This window comes from Coprococcus intestinihominis (genome assembly GCF_040096555.1).
Taxonomy (GTDB): domain Bacteria; phylum Bacillota; class Clostridia; order Lachnospirales; family Lachnospiraceae; genus Coprococcus_A; species Coprococcus_A intestinihominis.
The window spans coordinates 1-20,639 of the sequence record NZ_JBBMEK010000013.1; the positions used below are offsets into that span (position 1 = coordinate 1).

At 44.2% G+C, this 20,639-nt stretch carries 20 protein-coding genes; 14 read left to right on the forward strand and 6 right to left on the reverse strand.

The annotated features are described in order from the left end of the window. Nucleotides 1-602 precede the first annotated feature (602 nt). Both WMO25_RS01975 and WMO25_RS01980 read left to right on the forward strand, forming a co-directional pair. Nucleotides 603-2,159, forward strand: a complete 1,557-nt coding sequence (locus tag WMO25_RS01975) for an L-lactate permease (RefSeq protein WP_349083785.1) — start codon at nt 603-605, stop codon at nt 2,157-2,159. 263 nt (nt 2,160-2,422) lie between these two features. Continuing rightward, the gene (locus WMO25_RS01980) at nt 2,423-2,872 is read left to right on the forward strand and encodes a hypothetical protein (RefSeq protein ID WP_253059078.1); all 450 of its coding nucleotides are present in this window, start codon (nt 2,423-2,425) and stop codon (nt 2,870-2,872) included. Here the strand turns inward: WMO25_RS01980 and WMO25_RS01985 are convergent. Continuing rightward, nucleotides 2,835-3,401 (reverse strand): DJ-1 family glyoxalase III, encoded by a 567-nt coding sequence (locus WMO25_RS01985; RefSeq protein ID WP_015513863.1) that lies wholly within the window; start codon nt 3,399-3,401, stop codon nt 2,835-2,837. The genes WMO25_RS01980 and WMO25_RS01985 overlap by 38 nt on opposite strands. Nucleotides 3,402-3,947: 546 nt before the next feature. Here WMO25_RS01985 and WMO25_RS01990 point away from each other — a divergent pair. The 4 genes from WMO25_RS01990 (at nt 3,948) to WMO25_RS02005 (ending at nt 8,852) form a co-directional block, all read left to right on the forward strand. Then, nucleotides 3,948-5,990 carry a DHH family phosphoesterase gene (locus tag WMO25_RS01990; protein WP_349083787.1) on the forward strand — a complete coding sequence of 681 codons (2,043 nt, stop codon included), beginning with the start codon at nt 3,948-3,950 and terminating at the stop codon, nt 5,988-5,990. A gap of 1 nt (nt 5,991) precedes the next feature. Continuing rightward, the gene (rplI, locus tag WMO25_RS01995) at nt 5,992-6,438 is read left to right on the forward strand and encodes a 50S ribosomal protein L9 (RefSeq protein ID WP_117529127.1); all 447 of its coding nucleotides are present in this window, start codon (nt 5,992-5,994) and stop codon (nt 6,436-6,438) included. Between the two features lie 100 nt (nt 6,439-6,538). Further along, nucleotides 6,539-7,870 (forward strand): replicative DNA helicase, encoded by a 1,332-nt coding sequence (dnaB, locus tag WMO25_RS02000; protein WP_015513866.1) that lies wholly within the window; start codon nt 6,539-6,541, stop codon nt 7,868-7,870. Nucleotides 7,871-8,099: 229 nt separating this feature from the next. Next, nucleotides 8,100-8,852 carry a MerR family transcriptional regulator gene (locus WMO25_RS02005; RefSeq protein WP_349083788.1) on the forward strand — a complete coding sequence of 251 codons (753 nt, stop codon included), beginning with the start codon at nt 8,100-8,102 and terminating at the stop codon, nt 8,850-8,852. A 93-nt stretch (nt 8,853-8,945) separates the two neighbouring features. Here WMO25_RS02005 and WMO25_RS02010 read toward each other — a convergent pair whose 3' ends face one another. Then, nucleotides 8,946-9,158 (reverse strand): DUF1858 domain-containing protein, encoded by a 213-nt coding sequence (locus WMO25_RS02010; protein ID WP_270514811.1) that lies wholly within the window; start codon nt 9,156-9,158, stop codon nt 8,946-8,948. A gap of 241 nt (nt 9,159-9,399) precedes the next feature. On the opposite strand from WMO25_RS02010, the gene fdxA reads away from it, so the two are divergent. After that, nucleotides 9,400-9,570 (forward strand): 4Fe-4S ferredoxin, encoded by a 171-nt coding sequence (gene fdxA, locus WMO25_RS02015; RefSeq protein WP_015513869.1) that lies wholly within the window; start codon nt 9,400-9,402, stop codon nt 9,568-9,570. 124 nt (nt 9,571-9,694) lie between these two features. Here fdxA and WMO25_RS02020 read toward each other — a convergent pair whose 3' ends face one another. Next, the gene (locus WMO25_RS02020; RefSeq protein ID WP_227082361.1) at nt 9,695-10,480 is read right to left on the reverse strand and encodes an adaptor protein MecA; all 786 of its coding nucleotides are present in this window, start codon (nt 10,478-10,480) and stop codon (nt 9,695-9,697) included. Nucleotides 10,481-10,588: 108 nt separating this feature from the next. Here WMO25_RS02020 and WMO25_RS02025 point away from each other — a divergent pair, with 108 nt between their 5' ends. From WMO25_RS02025 to WMO25_RS02045, 5 genes are all read left to right on the forward strand, one after another. After that, nucleotides 10,589-10,750, forward strand: coding sequence for a hypothetical protein (locus WMO25_RS02025; protein WP_349083790.1), 162 nt, complete (start codon nt 10,589-10,591; stop codon nt 10,748-10,750). A 216-nt stretch (nt 10,751-10,966) separates the two neighbouring features. Continuing rightward, nucleotides 10,967-11,608: a hypothetical protein gene (locus WMO25_RS02030; RefSeq protein ID WP_015513872.1), complete on the forward strand. Its 642-nt coding sequence runs from the start codon at nt 10,967-10,969 to the stop codon at nt 11,606-11,608. A 28-nt stretch (nt 11,609-11,636) separates the two neighbouring features. Then, nucleotides 11,637-13,367: a glycosyl hydrolase family 18 protein gene (locus tag WMO25_RS02035; protein ID WP_349083792.1), complete on the forward strand. Its 1,731-nt coding sequence runs from the start codon at nt 11,637-11,639 to the stop codon at nt 13,365-13,367. A 114-nt stretch (nt 13,368-13,481) separates the two neighbouring features. Further along, entirely contained in the window at nt 13,482-14,225 is a 744-nt protein-coding gene (locus tag WMO25_RS02040; RefSeq protein WP_349083793.1) for an N-acetylmuramoyl-L-alanine amidase, read from the forward strand. A gap of 275 nt (nt 14,226-14,500) precedes the next feature. Next, entirely contained in the window at nt 14,501-15,106 is a 606-nt protein-coding gene (locus tag WMO25_RS02045) for a hypothetical protein (protein ID WP_117540405.1), read from the forward strand. A gap of 160 nt (nt 15,107-15,266) precedes the next feature. Here WMO25_RS02045 and WMO25_RS02050 read toward each other — a convergent pair whose 3' ends face one another. From WMO25_RS02050 to WMO25_RS02060, 3 genes are read right to left on the reverse strand one after another with little or no spacing between them, the layout of a single operon-like run. Further along, the gene (locus WMO25_RS02050; protein WP_015513876.1) at nt 15,267-15,869 is read right to left on the reverse strand and encodes a TIGR04100 family radical SAM protein; all 603 of its coding nucleotides are present in this window, start codon (nt 15,867-15,869) and stop codon (nt 15,267-15,269) included. Nucleotides 15,870-15,909: 40 nt separating this feature from the next. Further along, the gene (locus WMO25_RS02055) at nt 15,910-16,752 is read right to left on the reverse strand and encodes a pyridoxamine kinase (RefSeq protein ID WP_015513877.1); all 843 of its coding nucleotides are present in this window, start codon (nt 16,750-16,752) and stop codon (nt 15,910-15,912) included. Between the two features lie 33 nt (nt 16,753-16,785). Then, nucleotides 16,786-17,316 (reverse strand): ECF transporter S component, encoded by a 531-nt coding sequence (locus WMO25_RS02060; protein ID WP_015513878.1) that lies wholly within the window; start codon nt 17,314-17,316, stop codon nt 16,786-16,788. Nucleotides 17,317-17,534: 218 nt separating this feature from the next. Between WMO25_RS02060 and WMO25_RS02065 the strand changes: the two genes are divergently transcribed. Both WMO25_RS02065 and WMO25_RS02070 read left to right on the forward strand, forming a co-directional pair. Beyond that, entirely contained in the window at nt 17,535-18,614 is a 1,080-nt protein-coding gene (locus tag WMO25_RS02065; protein ID WP_250798715.1) for a metallophosphoesterase family protein, read from the forward strand. Between the two features lie 11 nt (nt 18,615-18,625). Next, nucleotides 18,626-20,635, forward strand: a complete 2,010-nt coding sequence (locus WMO25_RS02070) for an ATP-binding protein (protein WP_349083796.1) — start codon at nt 18,626-18,628, stop codon at nt 20,633-20,635. Nucleotides 20,636-20,639 lie beyond the last annotated feature (4 nt).

Below are 20,639 nucleotides of genomic sequence, written 5' to 3' on the forward strand. Positions count from 1 at the left end.
AAGCAGAAGCTTCCGAAAAATATGGTACAACATATTTTGCAGCTAAGAGCATGGGCTAATTTGCCAGATATTTTTCTCTAAATAAATAAAAAACAGAGTGTTTTCTATGAAATTTTTTATAATTTTTTTAGAAAACGCTCTGTTTTTTTTATATTTGTCCGTTATTTTCTTGTCAAAGAAAGGAAAAGGGGACAGAAAAATAAACATAAAATAACAATTTATACATTAATACCCGAAGAAATGATGTATAATAAATGCAGATTATGTCTAAAATAGTTTCCATTATATACATGAAATGTGAAAAAATAGACAAAAAAATTATAAGGATATTGTATACATTAAATAAAAGTGTAGACATTCAGATATAAAAGTTATATAATCTAGACAAATCAAATGGTTCACACCTTCAGGCTAGCGGTCGGTGTGGAGCGAATGTTTTTAATCTGTGGTAGGGTTAAGGACGACAAGTCTTATTTCATTGACACAGAGTCTGGCAGGGATGGTAGCCTGCAGAACTCAAGAAATGCGTAAGATGGAATAAGACCATTTTTATCACCTGACTGGTTGACCAGTTAGAGTCTGATGAGAGAAAGGAAGATTTTATGTTACTAGAAATTATTCTTGCTATTATTCCTATTGCCTGGCTTATTATTTCTATGGCTGGTCTGAAGATGGCCGGTTACAAATCATGTGGTATTGGTTTGGTTATTGCAATCGTTGAAAGTGTTGCTGTTTATCACATGACAGTTCCGGAAGCGATCACAGGTACTTTAGAAGGTGTTGTTTCAGCGGTATGGCCGATTTGTGTTATTATCGTTGGTGCCATGTTCCTGTATAACATGAGTTTAAGAACAGGTGCGATGGATGTCATCAAAGCAATGCTGGCATCTGTATCCAATGATAAACGGGTAGCTGCTCTTGTTATCGGCTGGGGCTTCTCCAACTTCATGGAAGGTATTGCAGGTTTCGGTACAGCCGTAGCTATTCCTGCAGCGATGTTAGTTGCACTTGGATTTAATCCGGTTACAGCTTGTGTTATCTGTCTGATTGGTAATGCTGCATCTCCTGAGTTTGGTGCCATTGGTACACCTACTCTGTCAGCAGCGAATACTGCATTCCCTACAACCATTACAGGTGCAGCCGATGCAAGTGTGTTTGCTCAGATGCTTTCAGAGCCGACAGCCCGTCTGCTGATTCCTCTTTGTGTTGTTTCTCCATTTGTTATCATCCTTCTTTGCGGTGGTACAAAGGCATTAAAGGGTGTTGTAGGTATTACACTTGTATCTGCATTATCATTTGTTATTCCTTTCTATCTTGTAGCCACATTCGTAGGTCCTGAGCTTTGCGTAGTTATCGGTTCTCTGGTTTGCCTCGTTTGTACAATCGTTATGGGTAGAAAACACACGAATATTCCGGAAGAATATATGCTTGAGTCCAAAGAAGAAGCAGCTTCCTCTGATAAGCCTCAGATGAGCATGGTTAAAGCATGGCTTCCTTACATCTTAGTTGTTATTTTCCTGTTAGGTACATCCAAACTTGTTCCTCCGATCAATCAGTTCCTGGGACAGTTTAAGTCATCATTTGTTATTTATTGCGGCGAAGGCGGTGCCAAGGTTGGTTTATCATGGATCAACACACCTGGTATCCTGATGATCATTGCAACGATTATCGGTACAGCGGTTCAGGGCGCAAGCATCAGCGACATGGGCGCAGAGCTTGGCAAGACTTTCAAGGGTTACTGGAAAGCAATGCTGACTGTTATCTTCATTATCTCCATTGCTAAGGTTATGGGTTATGCAGGTATGGTTATGGATCTGGCAAATGCCCTTTCATCATTATTGGGCCATGCTTATATCGCAATCGCTCCACTGATCGGTGGTATCGGATGCTTCGTTACAGGTTCCGCTACATCTGCCAGCGTTATGTTCGCAACATTACAGCAGTCTGTTGCACAGCAGTTAGGTATCAACGAAATCTGGTTAGTGGCTGCAAATGGCGCAGGTGCTACAGCCGGTAAGATGATTTCTCCACAGAGTATCGCTCTTGGTGTTGCAGCTATCAACCTTCCTGGTTCTGATGGTAAGATCATGAGCAAGACAATCGGATGGTGTGTATTATATCTGGTTATCCTTTGTGTATTCTGTTTCGTTGGCGCATAATAAGGGGTTATTACAAAGCGTCGATTGAAGTACATAAGGTATTAAAGTGAAATTCATAAGAGAAGGTATTTAAAAGTAATAAATCGGGCGGTCTGCATATGCGGGCCGCCTGTTTGGATTGTGCAGACAGCGTGCAAAGCCGCGAACATCGGTATATTTCGGCGGGGATTTTCAGGTTTATACGGTCTATTGCTTTGCAAAAGCGCAGGCTTAGATTATAATAGAGACAGATGAATGTGACAGAGTAAGGAAGATGGAGGTATATGGCAATGACAAGTTTGGAGAATAATGGACAGGATATGGATTTGACAGAACTGGAAGTTATGGAACCGAAGATGATGATCCATGATGAACTGAAAGTGATCTATATTAATGAAGCACTTGAGGAAGCCTTGAATGATGAAAATTCGAATGAAAAGAAGAAATATGATGCCGAGAAAGCGGCACATCCGGATTATGTGACGAGACTTCGCAGACTGCCGGTAACCATTGAATTTATGAAGAAATATGCGGCATTGAAGAAAGACAGTTTCATGCAGGATCTCATTGAACGAAAAGAGCCTGCGCTGCGCGCAGAAGGCGAATTATATGAAGTGTCTTCGTTCTTCGCCTTCAAGAATATGTTCCTTGCAAGATATCCGGAATGCCGGAATATCTACAAGGTTGAGAAAAAGATTAAAGAATTTGAGGAGCGTCAGAGGAATAAAGAATAGATGCTTTGATCTTATCCGCTGACTCAGGATCCTGAATAATGCCGATTAATGTGGAGGCAAATTCGATGGCTGTACCCATGCCGCGGCTTGTAATGACATGACCGTCTTTGGCAACGGGATCAGTGGTGATATAGGCACCAAAGAGTTTCTTTTCGAAGCCAGGGTAGCATGTGGCAACACGTCCGTTTAAGATGCCGAGGCTGCCGAGAATGCTTGGCGCTGCACAGATAGCAGCGAGATAACGGCCCTGACGGCTGAACTGCATAAGGGCATCGCAAAGCGGTTCACATTTGCTGAGGTTTGTGGTACCCGGCATGCCGCCTGGCAAAATCAGCATTTCTACAGTATTAAAATCAAAATCAGCAAGCAGGCAGTCTGCCTGAACTTTGATATCGTGGGAGCCGGTAACGGTCAGAGAGTCTGAAATGGAGACTGTCTGAATCGGGATACCGGCTCTTCTAAACATGTCTACAACTGTCAAACCTTCGATTTCTTCGAAGCCATCTGCAAAGAAAATTGCTGTGTTCATAAAATTCTTCCTTTCTTCTAATGAATAGTGATTGCGAAACATCAAAGATTTCGCATAGTGTACAAAGAAAATGTTTCAACGCAGGCCGCTCTCGCTGCCAGCCCGTGCAGCGGTGCATAAGGCGCTAAAGGACAGCGCCTAAGAACCGGCCGGGCTGAAGCACCTGCGTGTGAAACATTTTCTTTATACACTATTCCAGTAGGCTTTCGAGTTTCGCAATAGATATTTATTGGAAAACAGGAAGTATTTTATGAATTGGATGGTGTGGGGGGATGAATGTTTCTTTGCAGGTACAGCAGAAGATAACCGATGCATTATATTCTGAAGTATACCACAGTTTTGGTAGTTTGTGGGGATTTTGAGTGATTATCTCATGCAGGAAGGTTGGCTGGGTGGAATAATGCTTTACTGAAAGGGTGGAAAATGATATACTAGAGCGTATAAGTGGGATTCTGCCTTTTAGCGGAATTCTTCAGCACATAGTAACAGATGGGAGTGTTTTCCCACCTCTAAGCAAATTTCATAGTGTTTTTAAGAGGTTATCGTATGAATAAGAAGGTCAAACTTAAAGGACGGCTGAATATGTACATGCGCTGGCCGGTACTATTGAGTGCACTGCTGCTGGTGGCAACAGTGCTGATGTATCTGGTTGATTACCGTGCAGGTCTTCTGATGACTGCCTGTTTTGTTTTATATGTGGCAGCAGCCATTGTGATTTATTTTTATTTAAAGCCGTCTATTGTGGATGAGTTGGTGAATTTTGCCATCGAATTTGCACAGGTCCAGCATAATCTGATTCATGATCTTGAGATTCCTTATGCCATTTTGGATGAGACAGGGAAGCTTTTATGGGCGAACTCCTGTATGAAAGAGATAATGGGTGAATTTATTGATATGAAGAATATCAGTACATTGATTCCGGATATCAAGCAGGAGATGCTTCCGGATGATGAGGAAGAGAAGAAGTATGCCCATATTCGCTATAAAGAGCGCTACTACAAGGCTGAGATCATGAAGGTGTGCATTGATGACTTTGCGATGGAGAATAAGGTTCTAGAGATGCAGCCGGAGGCCTATCAGTTATTTGCATTTTATCTGTTCGATGAGACAGAGATACAGATGTCCAGGAAGGAGATCCAGAATCAGAAGCTCATCTGCGGTATTATATTGGTAGATAACTATGAAGAGGCATTGAACAGTACAGAGGAAGTCAGACGTTCCCTTCTGTCGGCACTGGTAGAGCGAAAGATCACCAAGTATATGCAGAACTATGATGCCATTGTGAATAAGATGGAGAAGGACAAGTATATGTTTGTCATCCGTCAGAAATATCTGCCAGTGCTTCAGAGTTCCAAGTTCGCATTGCTGGATGAAGTCAGAGAGATTAATATCGGCAATGAGATGAGTGTAACACTGTGTATTGGTCTGGGTGTTAATGCAGCCAGTTATGCGCAGGCGCTGGACTGGGCTCGTCATGCCATTGATCTGGCTCTTGGACGAGGCGGTGACCAGGCGGTTGTCAAGGAGAAAGACAAGATTTCCTATTATGGCGGCAAGACGAAGCAGGTGGAGAAGTCTACACGTGTCCGTGCGCGTGTCAAAGCACATGCGCTGCGTCAGGTAATTGAAGGCAAGGAACAGGTGGCTATTATGGGTCATAAGATCAGTGACCTGGATAGTTTTGGCGCAGCAATCGGTGTCTACAGAGCGGCTCGAAGCCTGAACAAGAAGGCATTTATCGTCATCAATGATATTACCACATCGGTACGTCCAGTGATCGATCATTTTATGGACAATCCGGAGTATGACAGTGATATGTTTGTTACATCGGAGACAGCAAGAGGCATTGTCAATATGAATACGGCCATGGTTGTTGTGGATGTGAACACCAGTGAGAGGACGGAAGGACCGGAACTTTTGAACCTGACGAAGACGATCGTTGTTATCGATCATCATCGTCAGAGCGGAAATTCCATCGAGAATCCGGTGCTTTCTTATATTGAGCCGTATGCATCATCAGCATGTGAGATGGTTGCCGAGATTTTGCAGTATATTACAGATTCGGTGAAGCTGCGTCCGGAAGAGGCAGATGCTATGTATGCCGGATTAATGATCGATACGAACAATTTTATCAGTAAAACAGGTGTCAGAACCTTTGAAGCGGCTGCTTTTCTCAAGAAGAGCGGCGCAGATATTACCCGTGTCCGTCTGAAACTCAGAGATGATATGCAGACCTACAAGGCACGGGCGGAAGCTGTGAAGAATGCATCTGTAGAGGGTGCGTATGCTTATGCCGAATGCCCGTCTGAGGGGCTGGAGAGTCCGACAGTTGTTGGGGCACAGGTAGCCAATGAGCTGTTGAATATTACCGGTGTGGAGGCTTCCTTTGTCTTTACGGTGGTGAAGGGTGTGATTTATGTCAGTGCCAGATCCTATGACAGCATGAATGTACAGTTGGTTATGGAGCGTCTTGGGGGCGGCGGTCACAGTACGATGGCCGGAACACAGCTGAAGGATATGACGGTGGAAGAAGCGGAGGCTAAAGTGAAATCCGTCATCAAATCGATGAAAATGGAAGGAGAAATCTAAAATGAAAGTTATTTTAATTGAGGATGTTAAAACTCTTGGCAAAAAGGGAGATACAGTCAATGTCAACGATGGTTATGCGCGCAATTTTATTTTGCCGAAGAAGCTTGGTATTGAAGCAACAGCAAAGAATATCAATGATCTGAAGCTTCAGAAAGCCAATGAAGAAAAGGTGGCAAAAGAGATTCTTGAAGCAGCTAAAGCTTTTGCAGAGGATATCAAGGAGAAATCCGTTACAGTAACGATCAAGACAGGCGAAGGCGGTAAGACATTCGGTTCTGTTTCTTCGAAGGAAATCGCAGCAGCTTACAAGAGCCAGCTGAATATTGAAATTGACAAGAAAAAACTGCAGCTGGCTGAACCTGTTCGTTCACTGGGTGTGTACAAAGTCCCTTACAAAGTCCATCCGAAGGTAACAGCAGAGCTTACAGTAAAAGTAGCCGAAGCATAAGCGGCACACAGTTACACAATATTACAGATAAACCATTCAGTACAGGCCGAGTCAGTGATTGATTTGGCCTGTACTGAACTTGAGTCAGGAGGCACAGAACATGGATGAGGCGATTATAAAGAAGATTATGCCCCATAGCATCGATTCGGAGAAAGCGGTTATCGGTTCCATGATCATGGATGCGGATGCGATTGTTGCGGCATCTGAGATGCTTACAGGAGATGATTTTTATCAGCGGCAATTTGGCATCCTTTTTGAGACCATGGTAGAACTTTACAATGAAGGAAAGCCTGTAGATGTTCTGACGCTTCAGGAACGCCTGAAGATGAAAGACGTCCCTGAGGAATTTGCCAGTATTGAATATATCAGTGAGCTGGTTGACAGTGTACCGATATCGACGAACATCAGGCAGTACGCGCAGACAGTGGCTGATGATGCGATGCTGCGCAGACTGATCCGTGTTAATGAAGAGATTGCCAATGCCTGCTATCAGCACAAGGAGTCTGTTGAAGAGATCATGAATACGACGGAGAAACGTATTTTTGATGTGATCCAGAAGAAGAGTACAGATGAATATGTGCCGATTCAGGACGTTGTTTTGTCGGTAATAGATAAGATAGAGGCAGCGGCCCGCCATAAAGGAACTGTAACAGGGCTGGCAACAGGTTTTTATGATCTGGATTACAAGACATCAGGCCTTCAGCCCTCAGATTTGATTCTTATTGCTGCCAGACCATCTATGGGAAAGACGGCCTTTGTTCTGAATCTGGCCCAGTATATGTGTGTGCGCAATCATGTGCCGACAGCAATTTTCAGCTTGGAAATGTCGAAGGATCAGCTGGTCAATCGTATTCTCTCCATGGAATCCAAAGTGGATTCCCAGTCCATGCGAACGGGGACACTTCAGCCGGCTGATTGGGAGAAGTTAATAGAAAGCGCAGGTGTGATCAGTACAGCGCCGCTGATTATTGATGATACACCGGGTATATCGATCACAGAGCTGCGTTCGAAGTGCCGTAAGTATAAGCTTGAGAATGATCTGGGCCTGGTCATTATTGACTACCTGCAGCTGATGACCGGCGGCAGCAAGAAACAGGAGTCCAGGCAGCAGGAGATTTCAGAGATTTCCCGTTCTCTGAAAGCGCTGGCCCGTGAGATCAATGCACCGGTGATTGCCCTTTCGCAGCTCAGCCGTGCATGTGAGACGAGACCGGATCATCGCCCGATGTTGTCGGATCTTCGTGAGTCTGGTGCCATCGAGCAGGATGCGGACGTGGTTATGTTTCTTTATCGTGATGATTATTACAACAAAGACACGGACAAGAAGAATATTTCGGAAGTTATTATTGCCAAACAGCGTAATGGCCCGATCGGTACAGTAGAGCTTGTATGGCTGCCGAATTATACAAAGTTTGCCAATAAAGAGAAATAGCGAAACTTGAAATTATCGCAAATCACAACCGGATGCGACAGCGAGAGACCTTTTATTTATTCAGCGGAATAGATAAAGGGTCTTTTTTGTTGGAAGCAAACGAAGGATTGGCAGGGGAAAAATTTGCTTAATACAGGAACTTTGTTATAATGGAATCAACAGGCAAGCCAACTGCGATTTCTACACCAGATAAGAAGACAAGATGAGAGGAAATTGATGGAGGTAGCCAATGGCAGAAACGAGATATATTATATCGGATGCGGCCAGAATGATCAATGTTGAGCCCCATGTCCTGAGATACTGGGAGGAAGAACTGGCCATTGAGATTCCGAGAAATGAACTTGGACACAGATATTACACAGAGAAGGAAATACATCTTTTTGAAAACATCCGCGATTTGAAGGAGAAAGGCTTTCAGCTGAAGGCTATTCGTCTGATCATTACAACCTTGAATGAAGATGCGCCGTTTGGAAAGAAGGAGAATGCTGAGGACAATATGACAGAAGATGAGCTTGCGGCAGTTTCACCGGCGGCTTCGCGGGAACAGGATGATAGAGAGCATCATAAGCCTGAGAATCAGATTTCAGACAATGAGATAACCGGCGGAAATGAGGAACAGGAGATAAAGGAAAAAGAGGACAAGCCGGTGCCTGTAGAGGCGAAGCCGTATAAGGTTCTGTCGGCAGAGGATAAAATGAAGCATTTTAAGACCATTATGGACGGAATTGTAACGGAAGCTTTGCAGAGAAACAATGTACAGCTTGAAAATACAATGATTTCCCAGGTGACGGATGTGGTTATACAGGAGCTTGGAAAGGTTGAGGAAAGACAAGAAGGACAGTCGGAACGCTATTATAAACTGCTGGATGAGGCGATTCGCGGCAAACAGAGAGCAGGCCGGGAAGTGGCAGCTGCAAAGGTGCCGTCCTATGGTGTGCCAAAACGACGGAAACGGTTATTCAAAAGAAAATTCAGATATTAAAAAAGGTCCGGACATACATAGAGCTGTAGCGTTGCTGGTTGAATAGCCACTGCAGCTCTATGTATACCTGGAACCTAATAAAGATGTGCAGGATTAGTTGGTTGTTGCAAGAAATTCGTTGATCTTGTCAACTAATTCCTGAGGATTAATGCCATGAACAAATGCTGCTTCTTCAATTGTCTCACCCTGAGAAGAAGGACAGCCAAGGCAGTGCATGCCAATACCTAATAGAATAGGTGCTACATTGGCATCAATGCGGAGAAGATCTCCAATTAAAGTATCTTTTGTAACTACAGCTGCTGCCATAATATCACTCCTTTCGTATTGTGCGAAAAACGCATCTTCTCACATTATAATATACTTTAAATTATTTTGCAACAAGACATCATTTGAAAAATTTTGAGGCTATTTGTAAATGTGAAAATTTTCTCATTTACCAATGAATTTTCTTGATTTATACAAGTTTATACTTGTATTCAATGCAAATTTGTTATAGAATAGAGTCGTACGAAAATTAATATTTATCATTATTAGGAGGTATACGATTATGGCATACGTAATTTCTGATGCTTGTGTTTCTTGTGGTACATGTGCAGGTGAATGTCCTGTTGGCGCTATCAGCGAAGGTGATGGCAAATACGTTATCGATGCTAATGCATGCTTAGATTGCGGTTCTTGTGCAGGCGCTTGCCCTACAGAAGCTATTTCTCAGGAATAATCCTGTTGGCCGGTATATCCGGTTTATTATGAAACATGAAGAAAAGGTTACTATAGCAATATAGTAACCTTTTTTGTTAGGTTTATACATATGAAATTCAGAATCTGATCTAAGCATACACTTCTTATAAGCTTCGAAGAATCTGCAGTGCGTTTTCACGAATGATTGTCTCATAATGTTCATCAAAATAATATAAGGTATTGGCGCTGGCCTTCTGTATGGAACCGAATTCTGAAGCCAGGCGGCAGATGCTGCCGAAAACAGTGCGTGATACGCCTTCGCTGGAGAGTACAAGATAATAATGACCGTTGTTCGGATTCTTGTACAGGGTATTGCCGCATTTGAAATCTGCCGGAAGCTGTTCACTTAGGCAGGACACTTCATTCAATGTCCTGAATTCGTAAATCCGCAAAATGGTCTTCTGGGGTTCTTCATCCTCAGAGGAAGCATCGTCGCTGGTTGTCTCTGTATCGGATGGGAGATCGGCGGTTCCGGAAATACTGTGTAATTCAGCGGTCTTGGATAGAATATCGCTGCCCAGACGCTTGAAGATGTCAAGAATATCGTCTGCGCTGCTGTAGATCTCATCATCGGTGTCTGACAGATCTTCAGTATCCTCGGGAGAAGGTGTGAACTTGGAAAAACGTGTATCCAGCTCCTCCGGATCCTCCACCTTGGTGACAATCAACATAATACATTCATTGGAAACAGGAACAGCTTCTATGATCAAAGGAATATTATCTGCTTCAAAACCGAGTTCATCGGATGCCTGAACCATCATCTCGCGAAAAAGGGCCTTAGCCTTCTCTGTGCCGTAGGCCAGCTCACTTATCTTCAATTCACGTTCTGCCAGATCACTGCGGGTCAGTGTGCAGCGAATCTGATTCTCACTGATGCGTTCTAACTTCATGTTCTCACTCCTTTCCATGCAAAAACAGGACAAATCACTTCCTTTTCTGCAAGTATCTTCATTATAGCGATTATTTAATAGGCTGTAAAGGGGAAAACGCATGGGATTTTGGTTGCAGAGCGGATGGGTGTCGAGGCATTATGTCAGGTGTCGAAGATCAATGGAAGCTGTCATTTGAAGATGGTTGATGAAGGGGTGAGCGGCTGTTATCATTATTATATGTCTGATGAACAGTATCATTACATGGGAATATGCGGGTGCAGAATATAACATATCACAGGCAGCGCAGCATAAAAATGGAGAACAGAGGACATTTTTACGGATTTCAGCCATGAAAAGTGGAGGAAGAAGAGAAAATGAGCCCATTTTTTCAGAAAAAATGGAAGAAAATACCGGTTTTAGTGTTTTTTACAGGTAGAAATGTTGATGGATTGACGGCTATGTAGTATAATCATAAGATAAGTATATGAATAGGAGACTGTTTATATGGAAGTAATAACGGATGAGATCGCAGAGCGTGGGCTCCGACGGAAGGCGTTAGCACTCTGGATACTGTCAGGTGCGCTGGTTGCAGTGACCATCGGCAGTATATTGTTCTACAGGAATCCGTGGCTTGTACATCGTATGGACGCTTCCCAGGCGACGACAGAAGTACTAGGACAGATTGCCGACAGCAGATCCCCTTATATCAAGATTGAAGGGATGGAACTGACGTTTACCGGCTACTATAAAGTCAATGGAAGTGGAACAGTATGTTCATACTGCTATATGGGTTCAGTGGGTGATTATTATATATTGACAGATATACCGGCCAGAGATAAAGGGGCTTTGGTTGAGGACAGTTCACTGGACGCGAATACGCTGAGCGATTATACATTAACAGGACAGGTTGTCAGGAAGAACGAGATTACAGAACAGCTGGCCGAGGCCGAGAACATGACACTTGAAGATTACAGGAACTATTACCATATGGCTGATGTGGAGATCCATGATTATGATGGTGATCAGGAACGTCTTCGTATCTATCAGCTGATGCTGCTTGTATTGGCAGTTGGGGCTGTTGCAGCAGGTGCGATTCTCTGGTCTGAATCCAGACTGGGAACGCAGATCGTGTCAGAAAATTTGTGATGGCGGTCAGTAGGCAAAGGAGGAACCAATGAAGAGAGTATTGCCGATTATAATCGTTATTTTGCTGATTATAGGCGTAGGAGGCGGAGTAGTCTGGAGTATTCTGGCAAGCCGGTATAAGCCGACAGAAGAGGTGATGGATTATGCTGCGGAGATGGGATTATCTGAGAATGAATATGCCATCACGTTGAATCAGGAAGTATTGAAGGAAGACAGGGCTGTTGCCATTGACGGCAGAGTTTATCTGAGTATGGCTCTGGTCACAGAAACCATCAACAGTCGTTTTTATTGGGATGACAATGAGAAGCTGCTGTTGTTTACAACGCCGACAGAAGTGATGATGATAACCCCGGATCAGCAGGGATATACTGTGAAGACATGGAATGGCAGCAGTGATGCGGATGAGGGTTACATGATCGTGCGTACTTACAATGACAGCTACTATGTGGCTGCAGATTATGTGAAGGCACATACGCAGATGGATTATGCCGAGTATACTGAGCCGAACCGTGTTGTGATGGCTACAAAGTGGGCAGAACAACAGATTGTAACACTGAAGAAGGATACAGCAGTCCGCTATAAGGGCGGTGTCAAGAGTGAAGTACTCAGACAGGCAACCAAGGGAGAGAAGATGGTGCTTCTTGAAGCCTATGATGATTGGAGCAATGTAGCTACAGAGGATGGTTATGTCGGTTGGGTATCCAATAAGACACTGTATGACGCAGAGACTGAGACGCCCGAGGCGCCGGCATTTGATGAACCGGAGTATACCAGCATCCACAAGGATTATAAGATCAATATGGGCTGGCATCAGGTGATGAGTGCAGCCGCCAACAGCAATTTATCAAGTGTTCTGACTTCTGCGCCGGGGATTAATACGCTGGCACCAACCTGGTTTTCATTTTCTGATACAAATGGCGGTGTGACATCCATTGCCACACAGGATTATGTGGATACATGCCATGCGAACAATATTGAAGTATGGGCATTGTTTTCCAATGAATTTCCGGGTGATGACGGAACGATCTACTTCGATTCATCTAAGACAGATGAGGTTTTGGGATATACATCTAAGAGGGAACAGGTTATCCGCAATGTCATTGGTTATGTGAATCAGTATGGTATTGATGGTATCAATATTGATTTTGAGCTGATTTCACAGGAAGGTGCAGATGACTATATTGAGTTTATCAGAGAATTGTCGATTGCCTGCCGTGCCAACAACATTATTTTGTCCATTGACAATTACGTACCTGAGTACACCTATTATTATAATCGCAGGGAGCAGGGAATTGTTGCAGACTATGTTGTTATTATGGGATATGATGAGACGCTGCCAAGTTCTGAAACACCGGGGCCTGTCGCATCACTGAATTTTGTCCGAAAGGGGATTACAGATACATTGAATGTCGTGGATAAGTCCAAGGTCATCAATGGTATCCCGTTCTATTCCAGAGTGTGGTGTACAACCCCGGACGGCACAGTCAGTGCCTTTGCCTGTGGTATGTCAGAAGCGTTGGGCTATCTGACGGCTCATGGTGTGACGCCACAGTTCCTTGAAGATATCGGTTTGAATTATGGCAGTTATACTTCGGATAAGGATGGCAACTTCTATGAGATCTGGTTGCAGGATGCAACGGCCGTTGAAGAAGAGATGAAACTCATCAGAGAGTTTGACCTTGCAGGGGTTGCTGAGTGGAAGATTGGTTTTGAGAGCGGAACGGATATTTGGAATACGATCAGTTCTTATCTTCAGTAGACGGTTTTGAACCATTTCCGGGAGTACATGAAGCTGTATTAGACAAAGGATAAAACAAATCCTGTTTGCATATATTGTCTTGAAAGGGATGATAGATGCAGGCAGGATTTTTTTGTGTGGAAAAAAGGAATTAGCGGACTTCTGTGGGGACTTGCGATTGTGATGGTTTACAGTGTACTATTTGGACGGACAATATCCGGCTATGAAACGGGGGTGAATAAAACTGTGTCCGTTATGGCCGGAGAAGAAGCGCATTTTATTGTTATTGACAGTGGACACGGGTTTTTCGATGCGGGTAAAATCGGTGTCAGCGGTGCATTGGAAAAGGATATTAATCTGGCCATCGCGTTGAAACTGAAAGCGGATCTTGAGTCGCAGGGATTTCATGTGCGTATGACGAGGGAGAATGACGTACAGCTCTATGATGGCATGCGGCCGTCAGATAAAAAGGAGGATATGCAGAAAAGAGTATCCCTTATGACGGATGAAAACTGTATACTGGCTGTCAGCATCCATCAGAACAGCTTTACAGAAGAAAAATACAGGGGTGCCCAGGTCTTTTATTATGGACCGTCAGAACGCAGCAGAGAGCTTGCAGCGTCTATCCAGCAGGCATTGATAGAATTCCAGGATCCGGATAATACAAGACAGGAGAAAGCCAATGAGGATTATTATTTGCTGAGAAAGGAAACTGTACCAACGGTTATCTGTGAATGTGGTTTTATGAGTAATGCAGCTGAAGAGGCGCTTTTGAAGTCGGAGATGTATCAGGAGAAAACAGCCTGGGCGATTTCAGTGGGAATTGTGCGTTACCTGAACGGAAGCACAGAAAAGGGTGATATTGAGCATGACAGGTAAAAAAGCAAAAAAATTGGCAGCCTTTCGGCTGCCTGTAAGGGGAAGGTATATATTTAAAAAAGGGATTAAGAAATTGTCTTTTGCTATGCTTGTATCTTATCATAGGTGATGTCTATAAGTGTTACCAAAGATTAAAAAATTATTCATTTAATTTTGCACAAAATGACGATGTGTTTCTTGTGCAATGTCACGATTGACATATGATGATACATATTTTGGGCGTTGATTGGACAAAATGCTGATAAAAATATAATAGAAAGCAGAAAGGTGATAAGATGATGAAAAATGTAAGACGAATTGCAAAATGGCTGATGGCATGTATGATGACAGTTTTTCTTGCAGGTGTTGTTTCTGCAGCAGAAACAACGGAAAAAGGAGAGATTTCCTCCTTTAATAACTATGGTGAGAATGGTGTTTATGAAGCGATAGGAGAATATGAAGTGGCTTACGGCTCTGTTGTTGCGGATGTGACACGCAAATTGCCGTCAACGCTGACGGCTAAATTGACAACAGGTGAGGAAGTGGAAGTGCCGGTGACGTGGGTGTGCGTCAGTGACAATCTGGGTGGCAATACTTATGTACCAAAACATTCAGATGTATCTGCAGTCTATACTTTTGAGGCCCAGCTGGGTGATGGGTATAAGATAGCAGGAAATCTTCCGGAAGATTATGTGATGCCTTTTGTCACTGTCAGTTATACACAGGATGCGCAGGAACTGAACAGTCAGGCGCCGGAGATGGATACTGAAATAAATGCGGCTGTGGATACTGCTTCCGGAATGTCTGTATGGTCATGGATCATATGGATTATTGTGATTGTGATCATTGTAGTTGTTTTATGGTGGTTATTTGCAGGAAGCAAGAATAATAAAGAAAAATAACATGCAGTTATAAAAATGAAAACAGGATGCAGATGAGAAGTTTAATGCAGGTTGCTTCCATTTGAATCCTGTTTTTAGATTTTACAGTAACTGTTCAGAGCTATTATCTATATGAGCAGCGTATTAAAGCCTATGTTGACATAAGAACCTGTGGCCGCCTTTAGCTCTCCCATGGGCGGATGCGGTATGTGACGCCGAGACTGTCACAGATGGCTTTACACTGGGCTTCTTCTTCTTTGGTCAGTGTTGTATCGACAGTGGTCATCACAACATTCGGTACATAGTGTGTACATTCCTTGGCGAAGTCGAGCATTGCCTGGAAAGACTGATCACCGAAACGGCTACGGACCAGTTCGTGGTAACGGTCGGCATTCGGTGTGTTCAGACTGATGGAAATGGTGTCAATCAGTCCTTTGAAATCCGGTGCAATGTCGCGGCCATTGACAAGATTGCCGAGACCGTTGGTATTGATACGAATCGGTTTGTGGTAAGTTTCTTTAAAATAGCGGGCAACTTTCAGAAGCACATCGATACGTTCTGTCGGTTCGCCAAAACCGCAGAAGACGAGTTCATCAAAAGAAGCCACGTCAAAGTTGGCGAAATCGGCGATAATCTCATCATATTCCGGTTCACGGGTAAGCCACAGGGAATCGGATTCTCCCACATGATCCATTGTCTGTCTCAGACAGAAAGTACAGGAACATGGACATTTATTCGTAAGATTGACATAAAGATTGTTGTGTACTTTATAAAGAATAGTCATATTTAATACTCCTTTGCAATTTTCTGATTCAAATTGTCAGTTAGTTATATTTCAATGTATGCAGTACTTCTTCAAAACATACACCATCTGTCAGTGGAATGTCAAGTTCAATGGAGCGCTGGATACACTTTTTGATGAAGTTGGATGCCTTTTTAACCGAGTGGTCGAAAGGAACGCTATTAACGGCATCGGCAGCAATGATCGCTGTAAAGATGTCGCCGGTACCTGAGCGGGATGTACCGATCCTGTGGGTTCTGAGTACTCTGGATGGCTTGCCGGCTTCGTAGCAGAAATTGGCCACGTACTGGCCCTGCGTGATGCCGGTGATAACAATCTTGGATGGGCCGTTTTCGGAGAGTCTGGCAGCCATGGCTTCGATCTCGGAAAGGTGCCACTTCTTATCTTCATAAGGGGTATCTGTCAGGATGCAGGCCTCGGTCATATTTGGGGTCAGGATATCGGCATAACAGACAAGATCCTTCATGTGATCGCACATTTCCTTTGTGTAGGTCGGATATGGTTTGCCGTAGTCGCCCATAACCGGATCGATGATGACCAGATTGTCCGGCCGCTTAAAATCACGGATAAAGTCGGATACGATGGCAATCTGTCTGGCGGATCCGAGGAAACCGGTGCAGATACCGGAGAATTCAAGGCCAAGCTTCTTCCATTCGTTGATGCTGGGCTGCATATGATCAGTGTAATCCTGGTAGTAAAAGCTTTCAAAACCGGTGTGATTTGAAAAAATAGCTGTCGGAAGGGCACAGCACTGAACACGAAGCATGGAAATAACAGGAAGCGCCACTGCGATAGAGCAGCGGCCGAATCCTGTCATGTCATTGATTAATGCAATTTTCTTCTGGTGATTATGATAATCTGACATATTCAGTTCCTTTCTTGAAACAAATACATGCGACTAACGCTGAGTGAGCCGCTGAATATACTTTGGCAGATGTGCAGCCTGCAGAGCGGAACCGATGACATAGAAGAGAACGATGCCGACAATGCCTTCCATAACAAGGCCCGGAATCTGAGTCGCACCGGTATAGATGCTGCCGTAAAGAATGGAGCCGCCGATGAAATAGCCGACAACCATGATAATGATACCGACAATGCTGGCAGCGGCTGTACGAATCTTGAACATGTTGACAGTGAGGCCTGTTCGGTTGGCAATATAACCGATGACAAAGCCCATGATGCCTTTGATGATCAGTGTTGGGATGATCCACTGTGCGTAACCGGTCAGTAAGTCAGACAATGCGGAACCGATACCGCCGGCAAGAAGACCTGTTACAGGGCCAAAAAAGACACCGGAGATCAGAATAAAACAATTGCCGAGATGGGCATATCCCAGTGGAATAGGGAACTGTAAAAACATTGTAGAAAGACACACGAGAGCAATGGCAAGTGCATTGATGCTGATTGTTCTGGAATTTAACTTATTCATAAGTAAAACCTCTCTTCTGTATTAATATTACTTGATATCATACTGTGAATGTGACATTTTTGAAATGGCCAGTTTCATATTATTTCATATGGTCAGTTGATGGCAAAGCAAGATCAGGAGGCAGAGTGGCCAGAAAAGGATATATATGGTATACTGGATAAAACAATAGCCGTACGCGCGGTCGGCGCGTCAGGCACATAGGAGACAGGGGTGACATTTTGAATTTTATACATACAGCAGACATTCACTTAGGTGCAGCACCGGACAGTACAATGACCTGGGCGACTGACAGAGGAACAGAGATATGGGATTCTTTTTACAAACTGCTTGATGAAACAGAGAGATCCGGTGCCGATCTTTTATTGATCGCAGGGGACCTTTTTCACAGGCAGCCATTGAAGCGTGAGCTGAAGGAGCTGAATTATCGATTTTCGCAGCTGACGCATGCCAAGGTTGTTATTGTGGCGGGCAATCATGATTATATCGGCAATCAGTCATTTTATAAGGATTTTGAATGGGCAGATAATGTTGTATTTTTCAGGAAGAATCACATATCTTATGTTTATATTCAGTCACTGAATCTGATTGTATATGGAATGAGTTATGACAGACAGGAGATCACGGAGGCTATGTATGACAGCCTCAAACCGATGCGAAGATTTCGTGACGGCAGGCCGCTGCCTGATGGATGCAGGCATATTTTGCTGGCTCATGGCGGGGACAGCAGTCACATTCCGATCAATCAGGAGAAGCTGCGCCAGGCGGGATTTGACTATATTGCGTTGGGACATATTCACAAACCGTGGATTGATGATCGGAGTCCGATGGCTTATGCCGGTGCACTGGAACCGATCGACCGCAATGATGAAGGACCTCATGGGTATATTCGCGGTGTTCTCAATGAAAGTGAGACAAAGATCGATTTTGTTCCTTTTGCGTCCAGGTCTTATATCACATTAAATGTACCTGTCGCACCGGAGATGACCATGCGTCAGCTGGCTGAGCAGGTGAAAGCGCTGATGGGGCAGAACGGAAGACAAAACATGTTTCAGATAGCAATAAGTGGTTTCAGAGATGTGGATTTTGAGCTGGATGAGCGGATGCTGATGCGCCTGGGAAGGGTGCTGGCAGTTCATGATCACTCTGTTCCGGATTATGATTTTCAGCGGATTTATGATGAGAATAAGGATAATATCATCGGCATGTATATCCGGCACATTTCGGAAATGGAGATCAGTGACGATTTGAAGGCGAAGGCGCTGTGTTATGGTATGAAAGCGTTTTATCAGACGAAGTAGGAGGCAGGGCATTGATTATAAAACAATTGAATCTGGACCATTTTGGTAAATTTCACGGCAGGGAGATTGATCTGAATCCCGGAGTGAATATTATTTATGGGGCCAATGAATCGGGAAAGTCTACAGTGCATGCGTTTATTCAGAGTATGCTGTTTGGTGCGGAACGCCTTCGTGGGCGCGGTGCCGGACGGGATGCATATTCCAAATATCAGCCGTGGGAAGGCGGAGCAAGCTATGAAGGACGGATGCGCCTGAGTTATCAGGATAAAAATTGGCGGATTGTCAGGAATTTCTATAAAGATGACAGTCATTTTGAGGTGGTCGATGAGACGAGCGGACGGCAGGAAGCATGCGCATCAGATGATATTTCATCACTGATACCGGGAATGCAGCTTTCTAATTATCGGAATTCAATCAGTACCGGCCAGCTGTCGGTCCAGCCGGATGGGCAGTTTACGACCAATATGCAGTCTTATATGGCGAATATGGCTATGGGAGCTACGGACAGTGTGGATGTGGGACGGGCCCTGGCTTATCTGAAGGATGAACGCAAAAAGGCAGCCGGAAGATTTTCTCAGGAGACTTATCACCAATACCGTGACAAAGCAGAAATGCTTCGAAATGAATTGAAAGCCAGAGAAGGTATTGCAGAGCGACAGAAAGCTCTTGAACAGAATCGTGAAAGCATTTTAAAGCAGATACAGCAACTGGAAAATGATGCAGATGGCGCTATGAAAGCAGATCGGCAGGAACGAATGAAAGCGATACAGCTGATCCAGGAGAATAATGATGTGGCGGCCATGTACAAAGCCAAAAAAGCAGAACTCAGAGAATTTGAGGGACAGACAGGCGGACAGAAGTATCAGCAGCAGATGAGTGGTGTCGTGGAAGAATACGAGGCTCGACAGGAGAAGCTGGAGGATTATCAGTCGAGATACAGTGAACTGGAGGAACAGAATGAAGGAAACAGCATTCGCAATCTGGCATTGATATTCCCTGTGGCTGCACTTGCTGTGATCGTCTGGATTGCCGGCGGTCTTGTGGGACTGAAAGGCATTATACATATTCTTGCCGCTGTTTTGCTGACAGCTTTGGCGGTAGGACTGGCAGTATTTCTGATTCGGTCATCCGGCGGCAGAAAAGGTAGAATGAAGCAGCTGAAAGCCGATATGGATCGTCTGGAGAATGAGCAGCAGGCAATTTTGGATAAATATCAGATTGAGGATATCCATGAACTCATGGAAAAGAGCCAGAATCAGAGAAGCCGTCAGGATGTGGTACTCAGACTTCGGAGAGAACTTGAGCAGCTGCGTAAACGGTATGATGAGCTGCAGAAACCTTTGGCACCGTATCTTGAGAAATATGGGGATAGTGTAACTTTGGAATCGGCTGCGGGACAGGAGCAGAAACAGAAGCTTCAAAAGCTTCGGGGTCAGGCGTCGGAGCTGTTGAGACAATCGGAACAGCTGAACTGGCAGCTGGAGCAGCTGAATATGAAACAGTCTGAGCTGAGTGAGCTGGAAGAACAGCTGAAGGTGCTTGATGCAGACCGGAAGATGAGTGAGGAAGATATGCAGGCCATTGACATCAGCATGAATGCGATTACGGAAATGACGGCCAGAATCCATGGATCTTTTGGTCTTCAGCTGGCAGATTATATTTCACAGCTTTTTTCTTATATTTCAAACGGCGCACATAAGAAACTGAACATTGATGAGAAGTTTCAGGTGACGGTGGATGATGACAGAAAACTGTTGCAGCCGCAGCAACTCTCTGCGGGAACGGCGGATCAGATTTATTTTTCTGTGAGAATGGCTGTCAGTCAGATGCTGTATGATGAACCGATGCCGCTGATATTGGATGACAGCTTCGTTTTGTATGATGATGAACGTCTGAAAAATACACTCAGATGGCTGACAGAACAGAAGGCTTTCAGCCAGATCCTGATATTTACATGCCATCACAGAGAGGCTGAGATGTTGGAGAGTTTAAATTGCGATTATCATTATGTTGAATTGTAAAGGG